Below are 23,440 nucleotides of genomic sequence, written 5' to 3'. Positions count from 1 at the left end.
GAACGCCGGTCAAGCGGTACCCGAGCCGGCAAAAAAGCTCAGTTGAAGTCGTAGATGGTCATCGGGTCCGGCTTGTCCAGCCGGTGGAGGTCGACGATGGGGGCGTACGCCGTGTCGGGGTCGATGTTGACGGACTGCTGGAAGTCCGTCTGCGCCTGCCAGCAACCCGTGTTGACCGCGAGGACGTTGCGGTACTTGCCGTAGCCGAACTTGTGGACGTGGCCAGTGTGGAAGATGTCGGGCACCTCGTCCATCACGAGGTAGTCCTTCTCCTCGGGGGCGAGGCGGGTGTGGCCGCCGAACTGGGGCGCGACGTGGCGCTTCTTCAGCAGCTGGTACATCGGCTTGTGGGGCTCGTCGTAGGAGGCCTTCTCCTCGGGGAGTTCGGCGATGACCTCGTCCAGCGAGACGCCGTGGTACATCAGGATGTTGACCCCCTCGATGGTCACGGTGGCGGGGTTCCCGACGATGCGAGGGTCGTGGACGTCCATGATGTCCCGCAGTTCGTCGTCGAAACCCGGCTGGGGCTCGGCGAGACGGACGGCGTCGTGGTTGCCCGGAATCATGATGATCTCCATATCGCCGGGCACCTCCTTCAGGTACTCCGCGAACGCCTCGTACTGGTCGTAGATATCCACGATGTCGAGTTCCTCGTCCTGGTCCGGGTAGACGCCGACGCCCTCGACCATGTCGCCGGCGATGCAGAGGTACTCGACCTCGTGGGCCTCCTCGGTGTGGAGCCAGTCGGCGAACCGGGACCACGCGTCGGCAAGGAACTCCTGGCTGCCGACGTGGACGTCGGAGATGAGCGCCGCGCGGACGGGTCGGTCGGCAGTATTGGGGCGGTAGGTCCGGGGGATGTCTGGGAAGTGGAGGTCGTCGACGAAGAGGATGGAGCCGTCGCCGCTCACGGAGCCCTCGACGGCGATGACCTCGTCGAGGAGGAGTTCGTTGACGTGGTCGGCTATCTCCTTGTCCTTCATCACGAGGCAGGGGAACGTCCCGCGGGGGTCCTCCAGGTCTATCATCCAGTGGCCGCTCTTCGTGGAGTTGACCTCCGCGACCATCCCGACGAGGCCGGCCTCACCGCCCCCGCTGCCACCGCTCCCGAGCGTGTCCGTCGAGCGGTGGTTGACCCGCCCCTTCAGGTGGCGCGACAGCCGCTCGTAGCGGTCGCGGAAGACCGCGACGAAGTCCTCGTACCGGCCGGTCCCGGTCGAACGACCGGTGATGTCGCCACTGATTTCGATGGAGCGCAAGGAAGGGTCGGGACCACCAGCTCTAGACCCCTCCGCTTCGACTGGAGTATCGGCTGTTTTCTCCTCTTCAGGCGTCGAATAGGAGGTGCTACCAGTATCAGTTCCAGTGGAAACGGAGGGGTTGGGGTGGAGGGTATCGTCGGTCGGGCCCCCCCCACTGGAGGAGTCGTCGGGCGGGTCCCCTCCACTGGAAAGGTCGGCCGTCGGCTCCTCCTCGGGAGCGTTCGCTGGCGTGGCGGCTGCAGCGCCGCCATCGCTGGCCGTGACCCCGCGGTCGCCCGCCGCAGGCTCCTCGGTCGTGTCCGGTCGGTCGGCCGTCCCGGTCCCCCCGCCGGCGGGAGTGTCGTCGGCCGTCGCCTCGATAGCGGGTCGGACATCGGCCGCGGTGAGCCGGGTGGTTCCAGAGGGGGCTCCGTCAGTGACGTGCGCGATAGCGGCCTTCGGGTCCGGCGCGTTGGCCAGCAGCGTGACCGCCTCGCGGTCAGCGTTGAACCCGTGGCTGGCGAGCGCGCGGGCGACGGCAACCGGCTCCTCGAGAGGCACAGCAACAGGTGGCCGGGAGAGGGCAAAAACGCTACGGGCCGTGGCAAGCGAAGCGGCCCCGAACAGAACGTTGAAACGCCACCGGGCGAAACCCCGGGTGATGAGTGACCCCGGTTCGGGCGACGGTGATGCGGCCGATACTCCCGATTCAGCGGGCGATGCGGCTGAACGCCGAACCTCGCCGGACCGCCGGTCCGACGCCGAGTACGGGCCGGCCGGTGGTCCGCCCGGCGACGACTCGCCCGGAACTGCACCGCGGACCACCGACGATTCAGGGCCGGAGACGCCGGTCGAGTGGGTCAAGTGGTTCTTCTACACCGACCACGGAGCCGTCGTCTATATCCGAGAGGTCGTCTCGAGCGTCGCGCTCGTGTTGCTGGTCGGGCTGTTGCTGTTCGCCGTCAGCGGCCTCTGGCCACCGATGGTCGCCGTCGAGTCGGGGTCGATGAACCCACACATGGAGCGTGGCGACCTCGTGTTCGTCATGGAGGAACACCGGCTCGCAGCGCCCGCGGCCTACGACGACACCGGGGTCGTGACCTATCGGACGGGACAGCGGACCGGCTACACGAAGTTCCAGCTGGCCGGGGATGTCATCGTCTACCAGCCGGACGGGAACGACCGGACGACACCGATCATCCACCGGGCCCGCTTCTGGGTCAACGAGAGCGAGAACTGGGTCGCCAACGGCAAGGCCCAGCCCGAACACCTCGGCGGCGCCGAGAGCTGTGGCCAGCTCTCACAGTGCCCCGCACCCCACGCCGGCTTCGTCACGAAGGGCGACGCGAACGGCCGGTACGACCAGGTTTCGGGCCTGTCAGAGCCGGTGAAACCGGCGTGGGTGGTCGGGACCGCCGAGTTCCGCATCCCCTGGCTCGGTAACATCCGCCTCTGGGCCGGACAGACGACGCTCGAACAGGGGGCAGTGGGTGCTGCATCCCCGCTCGAACCGGAGGCCGGAGGCGCTGCATCCGCCGGAACCGGAGTGGAGGCGAACGGAACTCCCGGGGGAGCGAACGGAACTCCCAGGCAGTGTGGCTGGGCCTGAGGGAGAAGATATTCGGCCGACCGCCCGGAGTGCGTGAGCGTGGTCGACGACGACGACCCCGAGACGCTCCGAGAGCGGGTCCGCTGGTTCCTCTCGACCGACAGCAGTGCGGTGGTCTACATCCGGGAGGTCGCCTCGAGCGTCGCGCTCGTTCTTCTCGTCGGCCTGGTGCTGTTCGCGGTGAGTGGCCTCTGGCCGCCGATGGTCGCCGTCACCTCGGGCTCGATGGAGCCTCACCTGCAACGTGGCGACCTCGTGTTCGTCATGGAGGAACACCGCTTCCCGCCGGAGAGCGCCCACGCGGACACCGGGGTCGTTCCCGCCCACACGGGCGTCGGGACCGGATACCGGACCTTCGGTGCGCCCGGAGATGTCATCATCTACCGGCCGCAGGGGGATACCGCCGGGACCCCTGTCATCCACCGGGCCCACTTCTGGGTCAACGAGAGCGAGAACTGGGTCGCCAACGGCAAGGCCCAGCCCGAACACCTCGGCGGCGCCGAGAGCTGTGGCCAGCTCTCGCAGTGTCCCGCACCCCACGCCGGCTTCGTCACCAAGGGCGACAACACGGTCACCAACGGCCGATACGACCAGGTGATGGGGGTCTCACCCATCGTCCGACCCGAGTGGGTCATCGGAACCGCCGAGTTCCGCATCCCCTGGCTGGGCAACATCCGCCTCTGGGCGGACGACAGCCTCCTGGCCGCCCGGGCCACGAACCCGACCATCGGGACCGCGAGTACCCGGACAGGGGACGTGCCCGGAAGCAGCTCGACGACCGTCGGAGCGGACTCCGCCGACACGCCCAGGGAGGCTCCACGGCGGTGCGCCCGGAGCTAGGTCACCGGGAGAATCGCGGACAGCGCCGAGAGCAGAGGTCGGCCAGCTGTCGAATCAGTTGCCGAGCCAGCCAGAGGTCTATCAGTTGTCGAACCGCGTCTGGACGAGCGGCTGGGCGTCCTCGACCTCGCCGATGCGCGAGTCCGACAGGAGAACCGCTTCGGTCTCCTCGATGGGGACCGACAGGGAGATCTCCTTCGTCCGGCCGTATCGACCCTTCGAGACGACGACCGCGTTCACGATGCCCAGCATGTCGAGTTCGGAGATGAGATCCGTGACGCGGCGCTGGGTCAGCACGTCGGCGTCGATCTCCTGACAGAGGCGCTTGTAGATGTTGAACACCTCGCCGGTGTTGATGTTGTGGACGCCGTTCTTCTCCAGCAGGGTGGTGGCGTAGAGGACGAGTTTCGACTGGGTGGGGAGCGTGCGAACGACCTCGACCACGCGGTCGAGTTCGATCTTCTCCTGGGCCTGGCGGACGTGCTCCTCGTTGACCATCTCCGTGCGGTCGCGCTCGGCGAGTTCACCCGCCGTCCGGAGGAGATCGAGGGCGCGCCGCGCGTCACCGTGCTCCTGTGCGGCGAAGGCGGCACAGAGCGGGATGACATCCTCGGTGAGGGATTCGGGCTTGAACGCGACGTCCGCGCGCTGCTGGAGGATATCCCGGAGCTGGGTGGCGTCGTACGGTGGGAAGACGATTTCCTCCTCGCCGAGACTCGACTTGACGCGGGGGTCGAGGAAGTCGGTGAACTTCAGGTCGTTCGAGATGCCCATGATGGAGATGCGGGAGTTCTCCAGCTCGGAGTTCATCCGAGAGAGGTTGTAGAGCGTGTCGTCACCGGACTTCTCGACGAGTTTGTCGATCTCGTCCAGCATGATGACGACCACGCGCTCGTGGTAGTCGACGGCGTCGAAGAACGCCGAGTAGACGCGGTCGGTCGGCCATCCCGTCATCGGGACTGGTTCGAGCTCGTCGAGGTCCGCTTCGAGCTCCTCGATGCGGCTCTCGAGGGCCTCACGGGTCGCGAACTCCGTCTCCGCGAGGGCCTCCGAGGTGGGTTCGTCGGCGGTTCGGTCGGCCAGCTCGCGCAGGTCCGCGAGTTTCTCCTCGACGACCTGCTCGTTCTTCTCGATGAACTTGTTCGCGAGCTGTGCGAGGACGCGATACTGCGTGTCGGTCACCTCGCAGTTGATGTACTCGACTTCGCAGGGGACCTCGTACTTCTGACTCGTGGATTCGAGTTCCTCGCTGACGAACTTCGCGCTCGCGGTCTTTCCGGTGCCCGTCTTCCCGTAGATGAGGATGTTCGATGGCGTGTCCCCGCGGAGCGCGGTGACGAGGATGGTCGCCATGTTGTTGATTTGCTCCTCGCGGTGTGGGAGTCGGTGCGGTGTGTAGGAGGGACGGAGGACCTCCTTGTTCTCGAAGATGGGTTCGCCCGAGAGGAGGTCGTCGAACAGGCCGCGCGAGGCCTCGTCCGGGTCCTCGCTCTCGTCGTCGAGAACGATCTCGTCGAGGTCGAGGTCCACATCGCCGAGCGTGTCGTCACTGCCCTCCGTGCTCGCGTCGGCTGCGGCGCCGTCGGAGCTCGCGCCTGCACTCGAACCGGTGCCCCCGCGGACGGAGGCACCGTCGGGTGCGGAGAGGTCGTCGGGTGCGCCGACGGAGCCATCGAGGGAGTCCGGCGGGCCGTCGCTGGAGGACGCTTCGGCAGTGGTCGACCCGGAAGCGGTCGACTGCGAGGACGATTCGGAGGCTGCCGACGACTCCGAATCCGGTCGGTCGGTCACGACGGCGCTTCCCTTCTCGACTGCGCCCGTCTCGTCGGTGTGATCGGTAGTCGTGGCGTCGCTAGTGCTGTCGGTTGTCGCAGGGTCGGCGGCTTCGCCGTCGACCGCCCCTTCGGTCGAGGCGGCCTGTCCATCCTCCGTTTCCCGCGCTTCGGTCCGCTCCCGTGCCCGGTCCTTCGGGTCGTCGTGTCCGTCTGTATCGGTCATGCTGGTCTCTCTATCCCGCGCCGGCGTGTCGTGATGCCCCCAGTTTCAGGTGGAAGTTCACTGCGCAGCATCACGTTCGGGCAGTTGGACGCGGTCAGCGGCCCGAATAACCCCAGATGGAACGTTTCGGGGTTCCAGTTGATGCAGGAGAACGGGTGGTTGTGAGTATCTTAAACGTTGTGGTGAGTGTGGACTGGAGCCGAGCGGAGCAGGGTCGAACAGAGTAGAGACGAACAGAGTAGAGACGAACAGAGTAGAGACGAACAGAGTAGAGACGAACAGAGTAGAGACGAACAGAGTAGAGACGAACAGAGTAGAGACGAACAGAGTAGAGACGAACAGAGTAGAGACGAACAGAGTAGAGCCCTTACTCGGGGCCCCGAGTACGCGATTCCGGATATTCGGGCTCTCGGGCCTTCGGATCGGGGCGGCATAGTGGGATATGGAGATGGCTGGGGACCCGTTGTGATGTGGTGACGTGATGATGGCTTGGTGTGGTGACCGCCGTGACGACCGGAAGTGCCAGGGAGCGGTGGGGAGCCGGGAGCGGTGGGGAGCCGGGAGCGGTGGGGAGCCGGGAGCGGCGGGGGCAGGAGCGGTGGGGGCCGGGAGAGAGAGGAGTTGGGCGGGACCCCCCCACCCCTTCGTTTCGGGTGGAACGGAAACCGGATGGGGGACGGGGGGGTGCAGTAGCAGGTTGCGTCAGGGCTTGCAGCTATCGAGAAAGCTCTAGAAGCGATATAGCTAGTCTAGAACGGTTTGAGATGGATTCAATCCATCAAAACCGTTTCCTGCTAGTTCTACGGGTATCCTTGTGGCATCTTTGATATAAAGGTTCCCACTTGTAATAACCCTCCCCGCCCCCCACCCCTCCGTCCTTCGTTGTTCCACCCGAAACGAAGGGGTGGGGGGGTTCCCTGTGTCGGTCCCCCACGACACCAGTCTTCGCGAGAGCCGACCGAACTCCGCCGACCCAGCCAGGCTGACCTGCATCGGGCGAGTCCATTCCGTCGAGTCCACCCGAGCTACTTCCTAGACTCTGACAAAATATCGGATGACGTGCGTCAGACGGCCGCCTTGGCCTCCAAAACGACCGTCTTCGCCAATATTGTATCTGATTATTTATATATGTCTGACGCAGACTTAAGTGGTTCGGGTTCGGCAGTATCGGCAGAGCGCCCCGGTCCATCGGGCCTGGGTGCGGGAGGATAGGATGGGTCTGCTCACAAGCATCAGATCGAGCATTTCAGAGCTCTTCGCGGCCGACGAGCCGAAGCGAATCGGCATCTACGGTCCCCCCAACGCGGGGAAGACCACCCTGGCGAACCGCATCGCCCGTGATTGGACGGGTGACGCGGTGGGCCCGGAGAGCCACGTACCGCACGAGACGCGCCGGGCGCGTCGGAAAGAGAACGTCGAGATCAAGCGGAACGGGAACTCGGTGAACATCGACATCGTGGACACGCCAGGTGTGACCACCAAGGTCGACTACACCGAGTTCCTCGAGCACGACATCGAGGAGGACGACGCCATCAGGCGGTCGCGGGAGGCGACCGAGGGCGTCGCCGAAGCGATGCACTGGCTCCGGGAGGACGTCGACGGCGTCATCTACGTGCTGGACGCCACGACCGACCCGTTCACGCAGGTCAACACGATGCTGATCGGCATCATCGAGAGCCAGGACCTCCCGGTCCTGATTTTCGCCAACAAGATCGACCTGGAGGACGCCTCCGTCCAGCGTATCCGGAACGCGTTCCCCCAGCACGAGACCGTCCCGCTGTCGGCCCTCGAAGGCGACAACATGGACGAGGTCTACGACAAGATTGCGGAGTACTTCAGGTGATAGTATGGCAGAGCTAACCACCGGTGACGACGGCAACAGCCCCATGGACGGCGTCCAGATCGATCTGATCAGCGCCGAGCGGATGGAGGGGCTCCGGACGATGGAGAAGATTCGGCTCATCCTGGATGGGGTCAGGGACGGCAACATCGTCATCCTCGAGCGCGGTCTCGACCCCGACGAGGAGTCGAAGCTCATCGAGGTGACGATGGGTGAGATCCAGCCGGACGGCAGCGAGGGGAACGGGTTCACCGGCATCGAGATCGAGACCTACCCCGGCGGCAGGCGGGACACGTCCGGAATCCTGGGCCGTGTTCTCGGCAAGAACGAGGAGTCGAAGCTGACAGTCATCGGCCCGGCGAACCGCATCGAGACACTCCACAAGGACGAGAACTTCATCCGGACGCTCATCCGGCGCCGCTGAGGCGGCCGGCGGCACGGTCCGGAGGCCCCCCGAGCCACGGAACGGAGCCACGGAACACGGAACGCGCACCAACACACGGACCACGACAACGCCACGACCGATGCCACACCAGTGTACCACGTGCGGGCACGTCTTCGATGACGGCTCCAAGGAGATGTTGAGCGGCTGCCCGGACTGTGGCGGCAACACCTTCCAGTTCCACCCGAAGGGTTCGGATATCCCCGAAACCCCGCCGGATGCTGACCCCCCCGAACCGGAGGGGTCGACCGCAGCCAACACGGTCGGTCGGGCCGCCACGAAGGTCCGTGATTTCGTCTCGAGCGATGACAGCCCTGAGCCGGACTCGACGGCAGGGGCTCCAGAAACCCGACCGACGGACCCGGACCGGGCCACCGAGTCGACGGGACCGACCCCGGGAACGACGGATGATGCGGCCGGAACGAAGCCCGGTAGTGAAGCCCGAACGACCGGTGATGCGGCCGCCGGGACGGACGCTGGATCCGCGCCCGACCCGAACGCCACCTGGCCGAGCGAGGAGGGCCAGGCCCAGCAGTCCGACCTCGAACCCGACGACGACGGCATCATCGACGCGGACGCCCGCGAGGCCGCTCGTGCAGTCGGGGAAGCCGACGAGGGCGGCGCCTCGACAGAATCGGGTGCCGAGGGCGGCGGCTCGATGGGCCCGGACGCCGCTTCTACCGAGCCCGGGATGGGAGCCGCCGACGCGGTCGAGGGGCCAGTGAGCGGTGCCCGCGACGCAGGAGGGCTCTCGGACGGTCCGTCGGGTGACGGTCCGGATGAGGGCCGCGTCGTCAGCGAACCGGATGGCGACCAGCCCGACATCTCCGAGCTCCGTGAACAGCTCAACGACCAGTTCGAGTCCATCAAGATTCTCGAGCCGGGTCAGTACGAGCTCAATCTGATGGAGCTGTACGACCGCGAGGAGTACATCATCGCCCTGCAGGAGAACGGCCGCTACGTCATCCAGGTCCCCGAGCAGTGGCTCGGAGAGCAGCCCGGCGACGCCTGACCGTTCGTTGACCGTTCGTCTTCTCCACCTCGTCATCATCCACGACCAGCACCGCGTCCGCGACGAGCGCCACGTCCACGACCAGCACCACGTCCACGACCAGCACCACGTCCACGACCAGCACCACGTCCACGACCAGCACCACGTCCACGACCAGCACCACGTCCACACCGAGCGGCAGCTGCCAGCACCCGGATACCGCCCCGCCGCCCGCGACCCCTCCATTTCCGGTGGAACTCGTCCGCGCAGCGGGCCGGAACCCGAAGAACGAGGGGGGAGCGGCCCCTGAAATAGCCCGTGTCGCCCCGGGACTCGCCGCCGGTCGTCCTCGTGCTCACGTTCTCGCTCGTGCTGGCGTCGATGCTCACGAGTGTGCTCTCCCGGCTGGCGGAACTCCTCGGGGCCCTCGGGGCACGACTCCGGGCGGTGGCGATGCGGTTCCCGGCCCTCCTCGCACGGTTCGGGCTCGTCGAGCGCGACCGTGCCGACCGCGCGTTCGACCTCGCCCTGCCGGTGATGGTGACCGGTGGGCTCCGCGTCGCGCTCCGGGTCTCGGACTTCGTCTTCGTCGGGCTCGCGACCGGTGCTGTCGGCATCGCCGCGCTCGAACTGGGGTTCCAGTACTACTTCGTCGCGTTCGGCATCTCGCTGGCGCTCACGTCGGGCACCATCAGCGTCGTCTCCAGGCTCACGGGCGCGGACGAACCCGCCAGGGCCGACCTCGCGGTGAAGCAGTCGGTCTGGTTGGCGCTCGGAATCGCCCTGCCGCTCACCGCGGTCGCCTGGTTCTACGCACGGCCGCTCCTCGACCTGCTCGCGCCCGACGCGGAGACGGCCCGAATCGGGGCGGCGTATCTCAGAATCGTGATGCTGTCGATGGCCCCCCGTTTCTGGTCGATGATTGCCGCGCGTGCTCTCGCTGGTGTCGGGGACACGCGCACGCCGATGTACGTGCGACTCATCACGCTCCCGACCAATATCGTCCTCAACGCGGTGCTCGTGTTCGGGCTCGGTCCCGCGCCGCCTCTGGGGGTGGTGGGTGCCGCCATCGCCACTGCAGTCGCCAACACCGCCGGAGCAGCCGTCTTCGTGGTCGTCTTCCTCTCCGGACGCTGGCCGATCCGCCTCCGCCTCGGCGGGCCGCAGTTTGACCGGGGACTCGCCGCGGAGATCGTCCGCGTTGCGACACCACTCACCGGAACACGACTCGCCCGTACCTTCGGCCGGTTCCCGTTCCTGTTCGTCCTCGGCGTCCTCGGGACGCCGTACGTCGCCGCGTACGCCGTCGGGCGGCGGGTCGTGCTGTTCGCGATGATGCCGGCGTGGGGGTACGCGACCGCCGCGAGTACGCTGGTCGGCCAGGCCGTCGGCGGGGGTGACGAGGATACCGCAACTCGGGACGGCTGGGCGACCGTCCGGATTGCGCTCGCCACGCAACTCCTCGCGGCGGTCGTACTCGCGGTCCTGGCTGTCCCCATCGCGACCCTGTTCGGGACCGAGGACGTCGCGCTCACTGCCGAGTTCGTCCGGGTGTTCGCCCTCGGCGTCGCGGGGTTCGCCGTCTCCCGCACCACCCGCGGCGCGCTCCGTGGGGCCGGCGACACGCGCTGGCCGTTCTACGGCACGCTGTTCGGGACATACGGGCTCCGGCTCCCTATCGCCTTCCTCGCGCTCCCGGTCGGGTACGCGGTCACGCTCGGGCCACTGTCGTTCGCGCCGGGTCGGGGACTCGGCGTCGTCGCCATCTACGCCGCCATCCTGCTCGACCTCTACGCCAGGGCCGGAGTCAACGCCGTCCGCTTCGCGACCGGGCGCTGGAAGGCCATCGCCCGGACCGCGAGTGTCGGTGCCGGTGGTGATTGAGCCGCCACGAACGACCCGGTAGCTGGAAAATCCGCGCTGTTTCGACGGCTCATTCCTCCGTCACGACGGCCTCGGCCTCGGCCTCCACCACGAGGTCCGGGTGAATCAGCCGTGAGACCTCGACCATCGTCGTCGCCGGTCGGACCTCCCCGAACATCTCTCCGTGCGCGCGGCCGACGGCCTCCCAGTCGTCGATGTCGGTCACGAACAGGCGCGTTCGGACCACGTCCTCGACGCCGGCGCCAGCCTCGTCGAGCGCATCGGCCACGAGGCCCAGCGCGTGGGCCGTCTGGGCGTACGCGTCCCCCGGCGCGACGGGGTCACCATCCTCGTCGGTGGCGGTCGTTCCGGCTACGGAAACCCGCCCGTCCGCCCGGATGGCCCGCGAGTAGCCGACGGTCGCCTCCCACTCCGTCCCCGACGAGACGCGTTCTCGGGTCACGGTGGTCCCGTCGGCCCCGGCCACTGTCAATGCTCGCGAGATGCTCGCGGTGGTCGGGGGGTCTCGACAGCGGTGTGGTCACCGCTACGGCTATGGCCACTCCTGTGTGGCGGACCCGTGCCGGTGTGTAACACTCATCCAACCCCTCTGTTTCCCGTGGAGAACGGTCAATTTATAAGTTGTTTCCGGCAGGCACGAGATTCGAGTCCCGAACGCCGCTCGCGCTGTCGACACCGCGGCTGCGTGAGCCAGCCGAGACGATTCCGGCCCCACTCACGGACGCGAACTGAAGTTTTTAAATGGTGGCCGGACGCAGGGCCGACAATGAGCGACGCGACGAAGATCGTCATGGGCACCATCGGCGCCTCGGCGTTCCTCGCGGTGGTGGCGGTCGTCTACGTGAGCCTGTACATGGCCTGACGTGTTCGAGCCACGCACCCTCTCCGACGACCTCGAGGCGGTCCGCCGAGCGCACGCGCCGGCAGCCGTCGTGCTGGACTGCGCGCGCGACTTCGAGACCATCGAGCCGGCCGTCGCCGAGCAGCTGGGCCTCCTCGTCGACGGGCTCGACCCCTTCTCCGCGCCCGACGAGTGGCTCCCGGCGGACGTTCCCGAGGTCCTCTCGCGCTACGCGAGCGACGAGTTCACCGTCGGGCTTCCCGGCGATGGCGGGGTGGCGTGGACCCGGCAGACCGAGCCCCCGACAGTGTTCGTCAAGCCGCGACTCGAGGGGTCACCCGAGTCCTTCGTCGACTTCCTCGTCGCCGAGGCGCTCGTCGAGACCGACGTGGCGCCCGCCGAGTCCTTCTTCGCGTTCTTCGGCGAGCGCTATCCGGAGCTGGCGGCGGCGACACCCCTCTCGTCGGCCGATACCTTCCAGCTCGGCGCAGCGCTGTACGACGCGTACGTCGGCCGGCTGACCCGGCCCGTCTTCGAGGCGTGGGGCGACCCCGAGCACGACCCGCATCTCCCGGCGCTCCACGACGCCTGGGCCGACGCGGGCGAGCGCCTCCAGCCCCGGCTCGACGGCCTCCCGGGCGAGGTCGCGCGCGGGGAGACCGACTTCGCCGCGGCCGCCGAACTCGCCTGCGCCGCGGTCAAGCACGGCCTCGACCTCCCGGACCCGTTTGCCGCCCTCGATACGGCTGCGTACGAGCGCAACGGAGCCGCCTTCGCGGTTCGGTGGGCCGAGAAGACGTTCGACGCGCTCGCGACCGGGGAGTGAGGGCCAACACGGAACCGGCAGGTCGGGCCCGGTCGTCGGGCGTCGGAACCCGGTCGTCGGGCGTCGGACTCAGATCTCGTCGTCGGGGTCGTTGTTCTCCCGGACGCGCTCGGCCTCAGTCCGGTAGCGCTCCTGTTCGGACTCCGCGACCGGTGCGAGGTCGTCCGGGTCCACGTCGCGCGCAGCGGTGACGGCGGTCCGGTCGAGCATCGAGGAGGAGAGTTCCCGGGTCAGCGCCTGCTCGCCGTCGGGGGTGGCGTAGACCAGCGTGATGAGGTTCCGGCTGTTGTAGGAGCGTTCGACCAGCCACGTCCGCACCTCGTCGCCCGCTTCGGTCTCGTCGTCGGTCATACGGCGTGGTCCGGCGGCGCCCGGCTTCAACCCCTCCGTTTCCGGTGGAACCCCCCGTCAGGGACTGGCCAGGTCGAATCCGTCGCTTCAGGTCGAATCTGTCGCTTCAGGTCGAATCCGTCTCGAACGGAGTCCACTCGCGGGGACCGGGGACACCCCGGACCCGGAGTTCACTATCCCCGCTGTCCTCTGCCTCGCGGACCTGGATACGACCGTCGCAGAAGTGCGCGATGGTCCGGACGGTCCGTTCGTCCTGGGTTTCGGGGTCGAGGAGGAAGACACCGAAACCGCCGATAGAGGCGTTCCGCCCGGCGAGCGTGTGGACGAAGCGCGAGGTCCGCTGGACGTCGCCGAACGAGAGCAGCGTCGAGACGGAGGCGACGCCCATCCGGATGCGACCGATGCTGTCGGCGTCGAAGTCCGCGCAGAGCTTCGAGTAGCGCATCCCCATGCCGGTGAGGTCGTCCGGGCCCGACACCGTCGTCGCCCTGATGTCCTCGCTCCCGTCGGTCGTGGTTCCGACGCAGTCGACCACGCCGAGGCCGTCCGCCCGGGGACTGGCGCCACAGCGGCGGCAGTCATCGAGGACGCTCGCGCTGTCCGTGTCGGTCGTGATGAGGACGGCTCCCTCGTCGTCGGCGAGCGAGCCGGCGACCATCCGGAGGACGAGTTCCTGCGCGCCGACGTGTGGTGGTCCAGCGACGAGGACGTTCCGCCCGGCCGGAATCGGGTCCAGCGGGAGGTCGCCGAAGCGGTACGGGTCCATCGTTCCGTCGCCCTCGCCGTCCGGGCGGTCGGTCGGCTGCTGGCTGCTCATTTCTCCCCTCCGCCGCGGTCGCCGTCGGTCCCGGGTCGGTCCGGGTCGCGTCTGCGGTCCGCCGCGTTCCCGGCCGGCACCGCGTCGGGGCGCCGGTCGGTGGCGTCGCCGGTGTCACCGTGCTCGTGGAGCCGACGCCGGAGGTCCATCTGCTCCATCGCCTCGGCGGCCAGCAGCTGGAGGTGTTCGCGGTCCTGGTCCGTCCACTCCCGGGGGACGCTGTCGTAGGCGCAGAACGTCCCCACGACGCGTCTCTCCGGCGTGGTCAGGTTGGCGCTGGCGTACGCCCGGAGGTCGAGCGTGTCCAGTCCCTCGTTGTCGGCGAAGCGGGGGTCGTCGGCGAGGTCCGGGATGGTGCTGACGCCGGATTCAAGTAACGCGTAGGTGCAGACGGTCTCCTCGCGGGGGAAGACGCCGAAGTCGACGCCGTAGCAGGCGACGAACTCCTGCTCGTGCTCGTCGAGGATGCCGATCGCGGCCATCGGTACGTCGAGCAGGTCACTCGCCAGTGTGGCGAGGCGGTCGAACGCGGGGGATACGTCGGAGAGAATCGGCCGGTAGGCCTCGAGGGCCTCGACGCGGTCGCGTTCGTCGTCGGGGAGCGGATAGGCGGTCTGGGTCCGGAACGCCACGCTGTGGTGGACCAGTTCGGCGAGACGTGTCCGGGCGCCGGGGTCCCGCTTCGGGACGTACTCGATGACGGCGCCGTCGGGCGCCGAACTGTCGATGTCGTCCGGGTCGGCCTCGGTGAAGAGCACGAAGCTCGCATCCGGAACCCGCTCGCGGAGCACGGTCAGGAGGTCGAGACCGCTCCCGTCGGGGAGCTCGAACTCGCTCACCACGCAGTCGATGGTCCCGTCGAGCCGGTCCACCGCGGTCGCGAGGTCGGGACAGGTGGTCGCTGTCAGCCCGGCGTCTTCGAGCGTGGATGCGGTCGCCGACCGCGCCTCGTCGTCCGGGTCGACACAGAGAACCGTCCCACTCATCGGATACGGGTGCTTCGCGGTTGCCGCATAAAAATCTGTAGTCGTGATTCACGTTCCGGGACGGTGCCCGAGTCCGTGGTCGCGTCGGACTCGGGTGACGTGCCGGGCGCTGGAACGGGTGGATTGATACGCCCGACTCGCCTACCCGTGGCCGATGGACGCCCCGCTGTGGACGGAGACGCACGCGCCCGACCTCGCGGACCTCCCCCAGCCGGACGTGCGCGACTACCTGACCGAGGCCGTGAACGAGCCGATAAACCTCGTCCTCCACGGGCCGGAGGGAGTCGGCAAGACGGCTGCCGCTCGCGCGCTTGCTCGCGAGGCCCACGCGGACCCGGACAACGACCTCGTGGAGATCAACGTCGCGGACTTCTTCGGCCGGACGAAGACGGAGATCAAGAACGACCCGCGCTTCGCGCCCTTCCTGGAGGGTCGCTCCCGGATGAGCAAGCGCGACATGATAAACCACGTTCTCAAGGAGTCCGCGGCCCACCAGCCCGTCTCGGGGACGTACAAGACGGTGCTGCTCGACAACGCCGAGGCCATCCGCGAGGACTTCCAGCAGGCGTTGCGCCGCGTGATGGAGCAGTACGCTCGGACCACGCAGTTCGTCATCGCGACCCGGCAGCCCTCGAAACTGATTCCCCCTATCGAGTCGCGGTGTTTCCCGGTGCCGATGCGGTCGCCGACCCACGACGAGACGGCGACGGTCCTCCGCCGTATTCTCGACGCCGAGGACGTGGCGTACGACGACCAGGGTATCGACTTCGTGGCGAGCTACGGCGACGGTGACCTCCGGCGGGCGATTCTCGGCGCCCAGCTGGTCGCCTCGAAGGCCGACGACGGCGACGGGGCGGCCGTCACGATGGACACGGCCTACGAGGCGCTCGGCGAGGTCGGTGTGGATGCCCACGTCGAGGAGATGCTCGCCGCCGCCGCATCAGGGGATTTCGACGCCGCCCGGTCGACGCTCGACGACCTGCTCGAGGACGAGGGCCTGTCGGGCGACGAACTGCTGGCCGAACTGCTGCGCGTGGCCCGCGAGAGCAACCGCAACTGGGACCTGGCTCGGCTCCACCAGCTCGCCGGCGAGGTGGACATGGACCTCGTCGAGGGCACCTCGGACCGGGTCCACCTCTCGCATCTGCTCGCGGAACTCGGTCGCTCTCGCGGTAGTGCGTGACTAACTGAACAAAAATCAGCATACGTTTTCAAAAAACCGAATAATCGGGGATATCGCTCGTATCCATGTATGGGGCCGCTTCGAGGGGGAACAACACTCCCGCGTGGTTCGGGTCCCCGATGGGCTGCGTTTCGGGTCGAGCGAGGGGCGTGGTGGTTCCAGCGGAGTGCTAGTGGCCCCTCACCTCCCCCCGCGGGCGCGGCAGGAGGGTTCGCCCCCTCGCCGGTGGCTCGGCGGCTCACCCGGGGCGCGCCCGCGCGCTTCCTGTGCTCGGAACCGGCCGAGCGGTGCGGTTCTCGGCGTCAGTTCCCGTCGAGCAGGTCGGCCACTCCATCGAGCGTCGCGACCGACCGTGCGCCGGGCGGTAGGGCCGCGTCGGCGTCGGGCGCCACCACGATACCCGGAATCCCGAGGTCCAGCGCCCCCGCGGCCCCGGCCGGGTCGCGGCCGGCGAACCAGAGCCGGCAGTCGCCGAGCGCGTCCTCGACGGTCTCGAAGGCGCGGGCGTGGGGCAGTTCGTAGCCCGTGAGCGCCGAGGTGAACGCCTCGTGCACCCGGTCGTCGAGGCCGACGGTCGCGAGTAACGTCTCGACCTCCGGTGGACCGTTCAGGTAGACGACGGGCTTCCAGCCGGCGCCCGAGAGGCGGTCCAGCGCCGTGTTCGCGTCCTCGACGGCGGCCCACGCCGTCGGGTCGAGATACGCCTCGCGGACGCCCCGTGCGACCGCGTCGGCCTGCCGGCGGGGGACATCCACGGCCGCGAGCGCGTCGGCGAACGCCGACTCGTGGTGGCGCCACCAGTCCTCGCCGCGCCGGTCGGCGTGCATCCGGTCGGGGTGGTGCCACGGGAGGTCGAGGTGGGGACGGACCGCGTCGGGGGTCGTGGTGCGCCCGACGCTGCTCGCGGCCACAGCGTCACGGAGCGCTCCGGCCCAGTCGTCGTCGGACGGCCCGTACGCACCCGCGGGCGTGCTCCCCACACGGGCCGCGAGCGTGTCGAAGGTGAGGCAGACGTACCGTTCGCGCACGGGGGAGCGGTGGCAGGTCGCGAGAGAAAAGGTACCGGTTCGGCCGGGTGACGGTGGTCCGACCCACGCGGAGTCGTCCGCCCGGTCGCTTCGGCTCTGCCATCAGCGCCGGAAGCTGCCGTGGATGGGACTATCCGGCGGGCTCGCTGTCGCGTTCGTCGTCTCGCTCGTCGGCAGGCTCGTCGCCGGCCGTCAGCACGAGGACGTGCCGGACCAGCGAGCCGTGGACGCGCCGGTCGAAGCGGTCGGTGACGGTCCAGCCCGCGGTTTCGGCCGCGTCGGTCCACGGCCGGTCCCCGACGACGACGGCCCGGCGGGCGACCCGGCGGGCCTCCGCGAGCGCGTCGCCGACCACGGCCGAGAGCTCGTCGCTGGCCCACGACTGCCGACCGTACGGTGCGTCGAAGACGACGGCGTCGATGGGCCCCTCGCCCTCCTCGCCCGCGATGGGGAGTCGCCGGGCGTCGCCCCGGCAGACGGCCGCGTCACCGGGGTCGTCGGCGGCACCTGAGAGCCCGTCCGGTGTGCCCTCCCCGTTCGCGTCCTCCTCCCTGCCGAGATAGTACGCGAGGTTCTCGGTCGCGCCCCGGACCATCTTGTACTGGGCGTCGATGCCGACCACGTCGGCGCCGACGAGTGCGCCCTCGGCGAGCAGACCGCCCGTCCCGCACATCGGGTCCAGTAGTGTCCGGCCGGGCCGTGCGCCGGCGATGTTCGCCAGCGCCCGGGCCAGGAGCGGGTCCATGCTCCCGGGCTGGAAGAACGGCTTGTCGGTCGGCTGGCGGTCGCCGAAATCCCGCTGGCTCTCGGCGGTCAGCCAGCCCAGTGCGCAGACGCCCGGCTCCTCGCCGCCGGGGCCGTCGAGGCCGCCGAGTTCGCTCGTGTCGGCCGTCCCCTCGTGTTCGACGACCTCCACGTCGCGTGTGTCGTCGATGCCGATGGTGACGGTGCCGTCGTCCGCGTCGTCGTGTCCAGGCGGGGCGGCGAACAGGGCCCGGAGTTCGTGGTCCGGGTCCTCCAGGTCGACCGTGAAGCCGCGGTCGACGAGCACCTGCCCGAGGTCGCGCTCGGCCTGCTTCGTGTCCACGTCGGTCAGTCCGCGCACGTCGCGGGCACGGACGCGAACGGAGCCCTCGCGAGCGAGTGCGGCGGCGTCGAGCAGGGTCACGGCGTCCTCGATGCGGGGGGCCGTCCGCCCGACGAGTTCGGCGGCGCGCTGGGTGAACGCCAGTCCACGGACGCGGTCGGTGACGCCGCGCGCGGTCGCGAGGCCCGTTCCCAGCGGCTCGACGGCGGAGCAGGCGCTCTCGGCCTCGCGGCGCGCGAACCGGTCGTCCTGGCCGCCCAGTTCGAGGACGTACACGGCCGGGGTCGGGGCCGCGTCGGGCATGAGGGTGCCGGTCCGGCCGACCCGGCAACCACTCCGTTTCAGGAGCGACACACGCCCCCACTTCAAGCGGCAATCGATGCCGCTTTATAAGCTGAATCGGCGCGAGGCGCGTGATATCTCCGGTTCTCGACCTGTCAGCCACCACCACCCATATTTATAAAGGTTAAATACGTGGCTTAAGGCATACGATGAGCGACCCCAAGGAAACCATCAACATCGAGAACGTGGTGGCCTCGACGGGTATCGGCCAGGAGCTCGACCTGCAGAGCGTGGCCATGGACCTCGAGGGCGCCGACTACGACCCCGAGCAGTTCCCCGGGCTGGTCTACCGGACCCAGGAACCGAAGAGCGCCGCTCTCATCTTCCGTTCCGGGAAGATCGTCTGTACGGGTGCCAAGAGCACGGACGATGTCCACGAGTCCCTGCGCATCGTCTTCGACAAGCTCCGCGACCTGAACATCGAGGTCGACGAGGACCCCGAAATCGTCGTCCAGAATATCGTCACGAGCGCGGACCTCGGGCGCAACCTCAACCTGAACGCCATCGCTATCGGCCTGGGCCTGGAGAACATCGAATACGAGCCCGAGCAGTTCCCCGGCCTCGTCTATCGACTCGACGAGCCCGATGTCGTGGCGCTCCTGTTCGGCTCCGGCAAGCTCGTCATCACGGGCGGCAAGCAGCCCGAGGACGCCGAGCACGCCGTCGACAAGATCGTCTCCGAACTCGACAAGCTCGGCCTGCTGGACGGGTAAGACGCCGGACGAACCGACGGTTCTCTCTCCTGTTCTCTTTCCGTCTCCCGAGCCGTGTAGCCGCCGCCGTCGCCACAGCTCGCGTCTTCGGCCCGCGCATCTCCCGTCCCCACGTACATCCGAGTCCGGAGGCTACATGCGCCACGAGCACCCAGCAGGGGTATGGCCGGTCCCATCGCGCCCGTGCCGCTCCAGTCGGTCACCGGCGGCGGCCCACTCGCTGTCATCGTCACCTTCCTGCTGACGTGGCTGTTCTACGCGTTCACGCTCCATCTCGCGGCCACGTTCTTCATCGGGGACGTGCCCTCGCAGAAGGCCGCCACCGCCGCGGCCCTCCCTGCCGCCGTCTCCATCCTCCTCCAGCAGTACGGCGTCGCGGGCGGCGCGTTCGGCGTCGGCCCCTCGCTGCTGGCGGGGGTCACCATCGCCGCCACGCTGGTCGCGGATGGCATCGCTATCAGTACGGTCTACCGACTCCGCACCCGGTCGACCGCGCCGCTCGTGGCGTTGCACTTCGGCTTCGCCGCCGTGCTGGGGGTCGCACTGGCGAACGTGTTCGGCGTGCTGTGACTCCCTCGATAGACCTCTTCCGGAATCTTCAACAGGTTCTTTATTGCGCGAGAATATGGTCTGGGGGAGATATATTTCCGAAATTCGGAACTTAATAGACTTATCGCAGCGCGTCCAGCCGGAACTCGAAGCCTGCGACCGGCAGTTCGAGGTCGTGCTCGACCAGCACGCGGGGGTGGAGCTCGCCGACGACGCCCACATCGTCGCCGTCGATGACCACCGACGCCGTGCGCCCGTCGATGAACGAGGGGTGCGAGGTGGGCGGCGTCTCCAGGTCCACGTCGAACGCCCGCGTGAGCGCCTGGAGCTTGCCCTTCGCGTCCTCGTAGGTGGCGTCCGTCCGCGCCAGCACGCCGGCGACGGTGCGGTGCTCGCTGACGCGGGTGTTCTCCGAGTCGTCGCGGTGGGCGGCGAGGCCTATCTCCGCGAGGTCCTGCGGGTACGCGCGGTGCGTGTTCCGTTCGAGGACCATCACCAGCGACGGGAGTGCCCACGTCCGGACCATCGTGTAGTCCTCGCTGTACGGTTCGGTGATGGTCACGGGGGGTGACGCACCGACCGGGGCGTCGGGGTCGGGCGTGACCTCGTCGTCGCCGTCTGTCTCGGGCACGGAGAGGCCCATCCGCTCGTAGTTTTCGCCCTCGCTTATCATGTGGAAGTCGAGCATGTCCTCGAAGCCCAGGCCGACCAAGGCGTCGCGGGCGGCGTCCTCGACGCGGGAGCGCTCGTGGCGGCCACCGATGGTGCCGATCTCGGGGTAGCGCGGCTCGAGGTCGTTGAAGCCGTACGCCCGCCCCACGTCGTCCACGAGGTCGAGCGGATGGAGCACGTCCACGCGGTAGGGCGGTACCTCGGCGTCGTAGACGACCTCGTCGGTGTCGATGTCGTCGGGGTCGTCGACCCCCTCGGCCGTCGCGTCCAGCCCCGCGCGCTCCATCAGGTCGACGACCTCGCGGGCCTCCAGCGAGATGCCGAGCAGCGACTCGATGCGCTGGTGGCTGACCGACTTCTCCGAGACCGAGAGGTCCGGCCGGTCGAGGGTGCGGTCGGGGTACTCGACGTCGACGCGCTCGACCCGTCCACCACGCGCGTCGAGCGCGTAGCAGACGATGTTGAGCATCTTGTCGATGGTCCACTGGTCGGTCCCCGTCATCTCGATGAACAGGTCCCGGCTGTCGGTCTCGACCTCCGTGCGCTTCCCGTTGATGACGGGCGGGAACGAGAACAGCCCCACGTCGTCGTAGATGGCCGGGTAGCGCTCGTAGTCGGCCACGAGGTCGGCGTACGTCTCGCCGGTGTCGTGCTCGGTGAGGACCTCTCCGGGCGTCAGCTCCCGGTTCGAGTCCAGCGGGACGAACGTGTCGCCGTCGGGCTCGATGCCGACGTAGCGGATGGACTTCTGGCCGTCCCCGTCTCCCGCGGCCGGTCCTCCCTTCAGCATCGTCAGGTCGTGGACGCCGATGGCGCCCTTCGCGCGCTTGCGGCCCATCGTGGCGTGGAGCTTCTCCTGCAACTGGATGAGTGAGTCCAGGCCCGCCTCGTCCATGTCCAGGCCGCGGACGATGGCGCCCGTGACGTACGGGCGCTCGGCGGGAACGGACTCCTCGACCTCGATGGTCCAGTCGGCGTCGTTCGTGTTCGGGAGGTAGACGCCGCGGTCGTCGCCGTACTGGTAGCGCAGGGAGCGCGCCACCCCCTCGACCGACAGGCGGTCGAGGCGGTCGGGCGCGAACTCCAGCTGCATCAGGCCGTCCTCGGTCTCGCCCTCGTACTCCAGGCCGAGCGCGAACAGGTCGTCCTTGAGTTCCTCGTCGTCCTTCTCGTCGTGCCCGGTCAGGTGCCGCAGCTCGTCCGGGTCCACGTCGACGACGGGCATCAGTTCACCACCTCCGCGGTCCGCAGGAGGTCCAGGTCACACAGCGTCCCGTGCACGTCGCGGATGTCCTCGAAGCCGTACATGAGCATGAGCAGTCGCTCCAGCGCCAGTCCCCAGGCCATCACGTCGCACTCCACGCCGAGCGGCCGGAGCACCTCCTCGCGGAAGATACCCGAGTTGCCGATCTCGACGATCTCGCCCGTCTTCGGATGCGTGCCGAACAGCTCGAACGAGGGCTCCGTGTACGGGTTGTAGTGGGGCTTGAACTCGATGTCCGTGATGCCGAACTGCTCGTAGAACTCCGTGAACGTCCCCATCAGGTCCCGCACGGAGAGGTCCTCGGCCATCACCCAGCCCTCGATCTGGAAGAACTCCAGCAGGTGCGTCGGGTCGAGCGTGTCGTTGCGGTACACCTTCTCGACGGAGAACCACCGCTGGGGCGGCTCCAGCTCGCCCACCTGCTCGCCGGAGAGGTAGCGCATCGACAGTGAGGTGGTGTGGCCCCGCAGGTCGACGCCCTTCGCGACGTCCTCGGTCCAGGGGGAGTGGTAGCCGTCGCCGTCGTCGCCGACGCCCTCCCGGTGGGCGGACTCGACCCGGTCCACGAGGTCGTCGGGCAGGTCACGCATCGGCGGCACGTCCAGCGCGAACTGGTCCCAGTGGGTCCGGGCGGGGTGGTCCTGTGGCATGAACAGGCAGTCGTTGATCCAGAACTCCGCGTCGGCGTGGGGGCCCTCCATCTCCTGGAACCCCATCCCCACGAGGACGTCCTTCACCCGGTCGGCGGTCTGCCGGAGGACGTGCTTGCGGCCGCCGTACTCGGCCTCGGCGTCGGCCGCGACGTTGTACTCGGCGAACTCGACGTCCTCCCACTCACCGCTCGTGAGGAGTTCGGGCGTGAGCGCGCCGACGGTCTCGGCCACCTCGACGCCCTCCATCAGCGCCGTCACGCCCTCGTCCGTGAGCGTCACGGAGCGCACGGTCGTCTCGTGCCGGGTGGCGAGGCCACGGTCGACCAGCCGGTCGAGGACGTTCCCGTCGAGGTAGCCGGCGTTCCCGCCGGCGATGGCGTCCAGCGCACCCTCCTCCGGGTCGTCGTCGGGGTCCACGTCCGGGCCGCCCTCGAGGTCCACCGTCACGGCGCCCTCCTCGATGTCGCCGAAGCCCTTCCGCGCGAAGTTCGAGAGTGCGATGTCGACCTCGGGGCCGTCCAGTTCGGCGGCGCCGACCAGCTGGCCGATGCCGACGGGGTCGTCCTCGGCCCCCGCATCGACGGCCGCCCGATACAGCCGCAACTCGGGCAGCCCGTCCTCGCGGTAGCGCTCGCCCTCCTCGGTGAGGTCGACGTCCTCGGCGGCGTACTCGTCGACCTCGACGAGGCTCTCGGCCTCGAGTTCGAACGCGGCGTTCGTGACCGCGGTCGTGTCGGCGTCTACCTGTTCGGCGAGCGATTCGACCGTCTTCGTCTCGGTCGCGCTGGCGGCCTCGAGCAGCGCGACCTGTGTTGCCGGAAGTCGCATGTTGTGGTGATTGGGTGTCGTGCGTGCGAGCGGCCGGCGGATGGCCGCCCGGATGGTCGTCGTCGATGCCTGCGGCGGCCGGTCAACTAACGGTTCCGACCTGCGCGACGGTTTCCCCGCCGACCCCTTCGTTTCGTCTCCAGTTTCCGAGGGGTCAGCGGGTCCGCCGCCGCGTCAGGCGAAGAAGAACGGGTCGGACGCCGCTGGCGGTTGCGGGGCGACGCGCCGTCCGGTGCGTCCGACTGGCATGGGACCGGATGGGTGGGAACGGAACTTGAGTGTTGTGGGACCGTGGGCAGGGGAATTCTGCGTTCAAGCATCCAACTATCCTATTATCACTCAATTATATCATTTATTTGGTATATATTATTCTAATCTGGTTCTTAGAAAATTAACTCTCTTTATTATGGCTGCTACGATAGCGACAATCGACTCCTGTTGAAAGCCCCCGCCCG

General features: G+C 68.2%; 22 protein-coding genes. 11 read left to right on the top strand and 11 right to left on the bottom strand.

From position 1 onward, the window contains the following. Positions 1-38: 38 nt before the first annotated feature. Positions 39-1,802 carry a DNA-directed DNA polymerase II small subunit gene (locus NL115_RS07430; RefSeq protein WP_254832543.1) on the bottom strand — a complete coding sequence of 588 codons (1,764 nt, stop codon included), beginning with the start codon at positions 1,800-1,802 and terminating at the stop codon, positions 39-41. A 100-nt stretch (positions 1,803-1,902) separates the two neighbouring features. Between NL115_RS07430 and NL115_RS07425 the strand changes: the two genes are divergently transcribed. After that, the gene (locus NL115_RS07425) at positions 1,903-2,850 is read left to right on the top strand and encodes a S26 family signal peptidase (RefSeq protein ID WP_254832542.1); all 948 of its coding nucleotides are present in this window, start codon (positions 1,903-1,905) and stop codon (positions 2,848-2,850) included. Between the two features lie 39 nt (positions 2,851-2,889). After that, on the top strand, positions 2,890-3,690 hold the full coding sequence (locus NL115_RS07420; protein ID WP_254832541.1) for a S26 family signal peptidase: 801 nt from the start codon (positions 2,890-2,892) through the stop codon (positions 3,688-3,690). An 81-nt stretch (positions 3,691-3,771) separates the two neighbouring features. Here NL115_RS07420 and NL115_RS07415 read toward each other — a convergent pair whose 3' ends face one another. Then, entirely contained in the window at positions 3,772-5,688 is a 1,917-nt protein-coding gene (locus tag NL115_RS07415) for a Cdc6/Cdc18 family protein (protein ID WP_350355294.1), read from the bottom strand. 1,213 nt (positions 5,689-6,901) lie between these two features. On the opposite strand from NL115_RS07415, the gene NL115_RS07410 reads away from it, so the two are divergent. The 3 genes from NL115_RS07410 to NL115_RS07400 all read left to right on the top strand — a co-directional run bounded on the left by NL115_RS07410 (position 6,902) and on the right by NL115_RS07400 (position 8,982). Further along, positions 6,902-7,531, top strand: coding sequence for an Era-like GTP-binding protein (locus NL115_RS07410; protein WP_254832540.1), 630 nt, complete (start codon positions 6,902-6,904; stop codon positions 7,529-7,531). A gap of 4 nt (positions 7,532-7,535) precedes the next feature. Continuing rightward, positions 7,536-7,952, top strand: coding sequence for a DUF2073 domain-containing protein (locus NL115_RS07405; RefSeq protein ID WP_254824173.1), 417 nt, complete (start codon positions 7,536-7,538; stop codon positions 7,950-7,952). Between the two features lie 100 nt (positions 7,953-8,052). Next, positions 8,053-8,982 carry an OapC/ArvC family zinc-ribbon domain-containing protein gene (locus NL115_RS07400; protein ID WP_254832539.1) on the top strand — a complete coding sequence of 310 codons (930 nt, stop codon included), beginning with the start codon at positions 8,053-8,055 and terminating at the stop codon, positions 8,980-8,982. Here the strand turns inward: NL115_RS07400 and NL115_RS07395 are convergent. Then, on the bottom strand, positions 8,933-9,151 hold the full coding sequence (locus NL115_RS07395; protein WP_254832538.1) for a hypothetical protein: 219 nt from the start codon (positions 9,149-9,151) through the stop codon (positions 8,933-8,935). The genes NL115_RS07400 and NL115_RS07395 overlap by 50 nt on opposite strands. Positions 9,152-9,342: 191 nt before the next feature. Between NL115_RS07395 and NL115_RS07390 the strand changes: the two genes are divergently transcribed. Continuing rightward, positions 9,343-10,845, top strand: a complete 1,503-nt coding sequence (locus tag NL115_RS07390; protein WP_434084016.1) for an MATE family efflux transporter — start codon at positions 9,343-9,345, stop codon at positions 10,843-10,845. A gap of 49 nt (positions 10,846-10,894) precedes the next feature. Here the strand turns inward: NL115_RS07390 and NL115_RS07385 are convergent, their stop codons facing one another. After that, a complete protein-coding gene (locus NL115_RS07385) occupies positions 10,895-11,287 on the bottom strand; it encodes a RidA family protein (RefSeq protein ID WP_254832537.1) in 393 nt (130 codons plus the stop codon). A gap of 324 nt (positions 11,288-11,611) precedes the next feature. Between NL115_RS07385 and NL115_RS20770 the strand changes: the two genes are divergently transcribed. Then, positions 11,612-11,707 carry a hypothetical protein gene (locus NL115_RS20770; protein ID WP_420028402.1) on the top strand — a complete coding sequence of 32 codons (96 nt, stop codon included), beginning with the start codon at positions 11,612-11,614 and terminating at the stop codon, positions 11,705-11,707. A gap of 1 nt (position 11,708) precedes the next feature. Beyond that, positions 11,709-12,512, top strand: a complete 804-nt coding sequence (locus tag NL115_RS07380; protein ID WP_254832536.1) for a DUF7089 family protein — start codon at positions 11,709-11,711, stop codon at positions 12,510-12,512. A 69-nt stretch (positions 12,513-12,581) separates the two neighbouring features. On the opposite strand, the gene NL115_RS07375 is transcribed toward NL115_RS07380, so the two are convergent. From NL115_RS07375 to NL115_RS07365, 3 genes are all read right to left on the bottom strand, one after another. After that, complete coding sequence (locus tag NL115_RS07375) at positions 12,582-12,863, bottom strand: DUF7967 family protein (RefSeq protein WP_254832535.1); 282 nt, start codon at positions 12,861-12,863, stop codon at positions 12,582-12,584. Positions 12,864-12,969: 106 nt separating this feature from the next. Beyond that, positions 12,970-13,680, bottom strand: a complete 711-nt coding sequence (locus NL115_RS07370; protein ID WP_254832534.1) for an RAD55 family ATPase — start codon at positions 13,678-13,680, stop codon at positions 12,970-12,972. Beyond that, positions 13,677-14,666: a GAF domain-containing protein gene (locus NL115_RS07365; RefSeq protein WP_254832533.1), complete on the bottom strand. Its 990-nt coding sequence runs from the start codon at positions 14,664-14,666 to the stop codon at positions 13,677-13,679. The genes NL115_RS07370 and NL115_RS07365 overlap by 4 nt, the downstream gene beginning before the upstream one ends. Before the next feature lie 154 nt (positions 14,667-14,820). Here NL115_RS07365 and NL115_RS07360 point away from each other — a divergent pair, with 154 nt between their 5' ends. After that, the gene (locus NL115_RS07360; RefSeq protein ID WP_254832532.1) at positions 14,821-15,849 is read left to right on the top strand and encodes an AAA family ATPase; all 1,029 of its coding nucleotides are present in this window, start codon (positions 14,821-14,823) and stop codon (positions 15,847-15,849) included. Between the two features lie 302 nt (positions 15,850-16,151). Here NL115_RS07360 and NL115_RS07355 read toward each other — a convergent pair whose 3' ends face one another. Together NL115_RS07355 and NL115_RS07350 are read right to left on the bottom strand one after the other, a co-directional pair. Beyond that, the gene (locus NL115_RS07355; protein ID WP_254832531.1) at positions 16,152-16,877 is read right to left on the bottom strand and encodes an HAD family hydrolase; all 726 of its coding nucleotides are present in this window, start codon (positions 16,875-16,877) and stop codon (positions 16,152-16,154) included. A 130-nt stretch (positions 16,878-17,007) separates the two neighbouring features. Further along, on the bottom strand, positions 17,008-18,240 hold the full coding sequence (locus NL115_RS07350) for a TIGR01177 family methyltransferase (RefSeq protein WP_254833072.1): 1,233 nt from the start codon (positions 18,238-18,240) through the stop codon (positions 17,008-17,010). Positions 18,241-18,455: 215 nt separating this feature from the next. On the opposite strand from NL115_RS07350, the gene NL115_RS07345 reads away from it, so the two are divergent. Together NL115_RS07345 and NL115_RS07340 are read left to right on the top strand one after the other, a co-directional pair. Then, the gene (locus tag NL115_RS07345) at positions 18,456-19,019 is read left to right on the top strand and encodes a TATA-box-binding protein (protein ID WP_254824182.1); all 564 of its coding nucleotides are present in this window, start codon (positions 18,456-18,458) and stop codon (positions 19,017-19,019) included. A 162-nt stretch (positions 19,020-19,181) separates the two neighbouring features. Beyond that, positions 19,182-19,589, top strand: coding sequence for a DUF7473 family protein (locus tag NL115_RS07340; RefSeq protein WP_254832530.1), 408 nt, complete (start codon positions 19,182-19,184; stop codon positions 19,587-19,589). Positions 19,590-19,689: 100 nt separating this feature from the next. Here NL115_RS07340 and pheT read toward each other — a convergent pair whose 3' ends face one another. Then, positions 19,690-21,465: a phenylalanine--tRNA ligase subunit beta gene (gene pheT / locus NL115_RS07335; protein WP_254832529.1), complete on the bottom strand. Its 1,776-nt coding sequence runs from the start codon at positions 21,463-21,465 to the stop codon at positions 19,690-19,692. Continuing rightward, positions 21,465-22,985, bottom strand: a complete 1,521-nt coding sequence (gene pheS, locus NL115_RS07330; RefSeq protein WP_254832528.1) for a phenylalanine--tRNA ligase subunit alpha — start codon at positions 22,983-22,985, stop codon at positions 21,465-21,467. Before pheS ends, pheT begins: the two co-directional genes overlap by 1 nt. Positions 22,986-23,440: the final 455 nt, after the last annotated feature.

The organism is Haloglomus salinum (assembly GCF_024298825.1).
GTDB classification, from domain to species: Archaea; Halobacteriota; Halobacteria; order Halobacteriales; family Haloarculaceae; genus Haloglomus; species Haloglomus salinum.
The sequence above is the reverse complement of the archived record's forward strand: the minus strand, read 5'-3'. Positions and strand labels throughout refer to the sequence as shown.

Bases quoted from the DNA above. Each gene is read 5' to 3' on its own strand.
- NL115_RS07390 (WP_434084016.1), top strand. From the start codon at position 9,343: ATGCTCACGAGTGTGCTCTCCCGGCTGGCGGAACTCCTCGGGGCCCTC.
- NL115_RS07340 (WP_254832530.1), top strand. From the start codon at position 19,182: ATGGCCGGTCCCATCGCGCCCGTGCCGCTCCAGTCGGTCACCGGCGGC.
- NL115_RS07360 (WP_254832532.1), top strand. From the start codon at position 14,821: ATGGACGCCCCGCTGTGGACGGAGACGCACGCGCCCGACCTCGCGGAC.
- NL115_RS07405 (WP_254824173.1), top strand. From the start codon at position 7,536: ATGGCAGAGCTAACCACCGGTGACGACGGCAACAGCCCCATGGACGGC.
- NL115_RS07375 (WP_254832535.1), bottom strand. From the start codon at position 12,863: ATGACCGACGACGAGACCGAAGCGGGCGACGAGGTGCGGACGTGGCTG.
- NL115_RS07345 (WP_254824182.1), top strand. From the start codon at position 18,456: ATGAGCGACCCCAAGGAAACCATCAACATCGAGAACGTGGTGGCCTCG.
- pheT (WP_254832529.1), bottom strand. From the start codon at position 21,465: ATGCCCGTCGTCGACGTGGACCCGGACGAGCTGCGGCACCTGACCGGG.
- NL115_RS07365 (WP_254832533.1), bottom strand. From the start codon at position 14,666: ATGAGTGGGACGGTTCTCTGTGTCGACCCGGACGACGAGGCGCGGTCG.
- NL115_RS07400 (WP_254832539.1), top strand. From the start codon at position 8,053: ATGCCACACCAGTGTACCACGTGCGGGCACGTCTTCGATGACGGCTCC.
- NL115_RS07370 (WP_254832534.1), bottom strand. From the start codon at position 13,680: ATGAGCAGCCAGCAGCCGACCGACCGCCCGGACGGCGAGGGCGACGGA.
- NL115_RS07415 (WP_350355294.1), bottom strand. From the start codon at position 5,688: ATGACCGATACAGACGGACACGACGACCCGAAGGACCGGGCACGGGAG.
- NL115_RS07425 (WP_254832542.1), top strand. From the start codon at position 1,903: ATGAGTGACCCCGGTTCGGGCGACGGTGATGCGGCCGATACTCCCGAT.
- NL115_RS07410 (WP_254832540.1), top strand. From the start codon at position 6,902: ATGGGTCTGCTCACAAGCATCAGATCGAGCATTTCAGAGCTCTTCGCG.
- pheS (WP_254832528.1), bottom strand. From the start codon at position 22,985: ATGCGACTTCCGGCAACACAGGTCGCGCTGCTCGAGGCCGCCAGCGCG.
- NL115_RS20770 (WP_420028402.1), top strand. From the start codon at position 11,612: ATGAGCGACGCGACGAAGATCGTCATGGGCACCATCGGCGCCTCGGCG.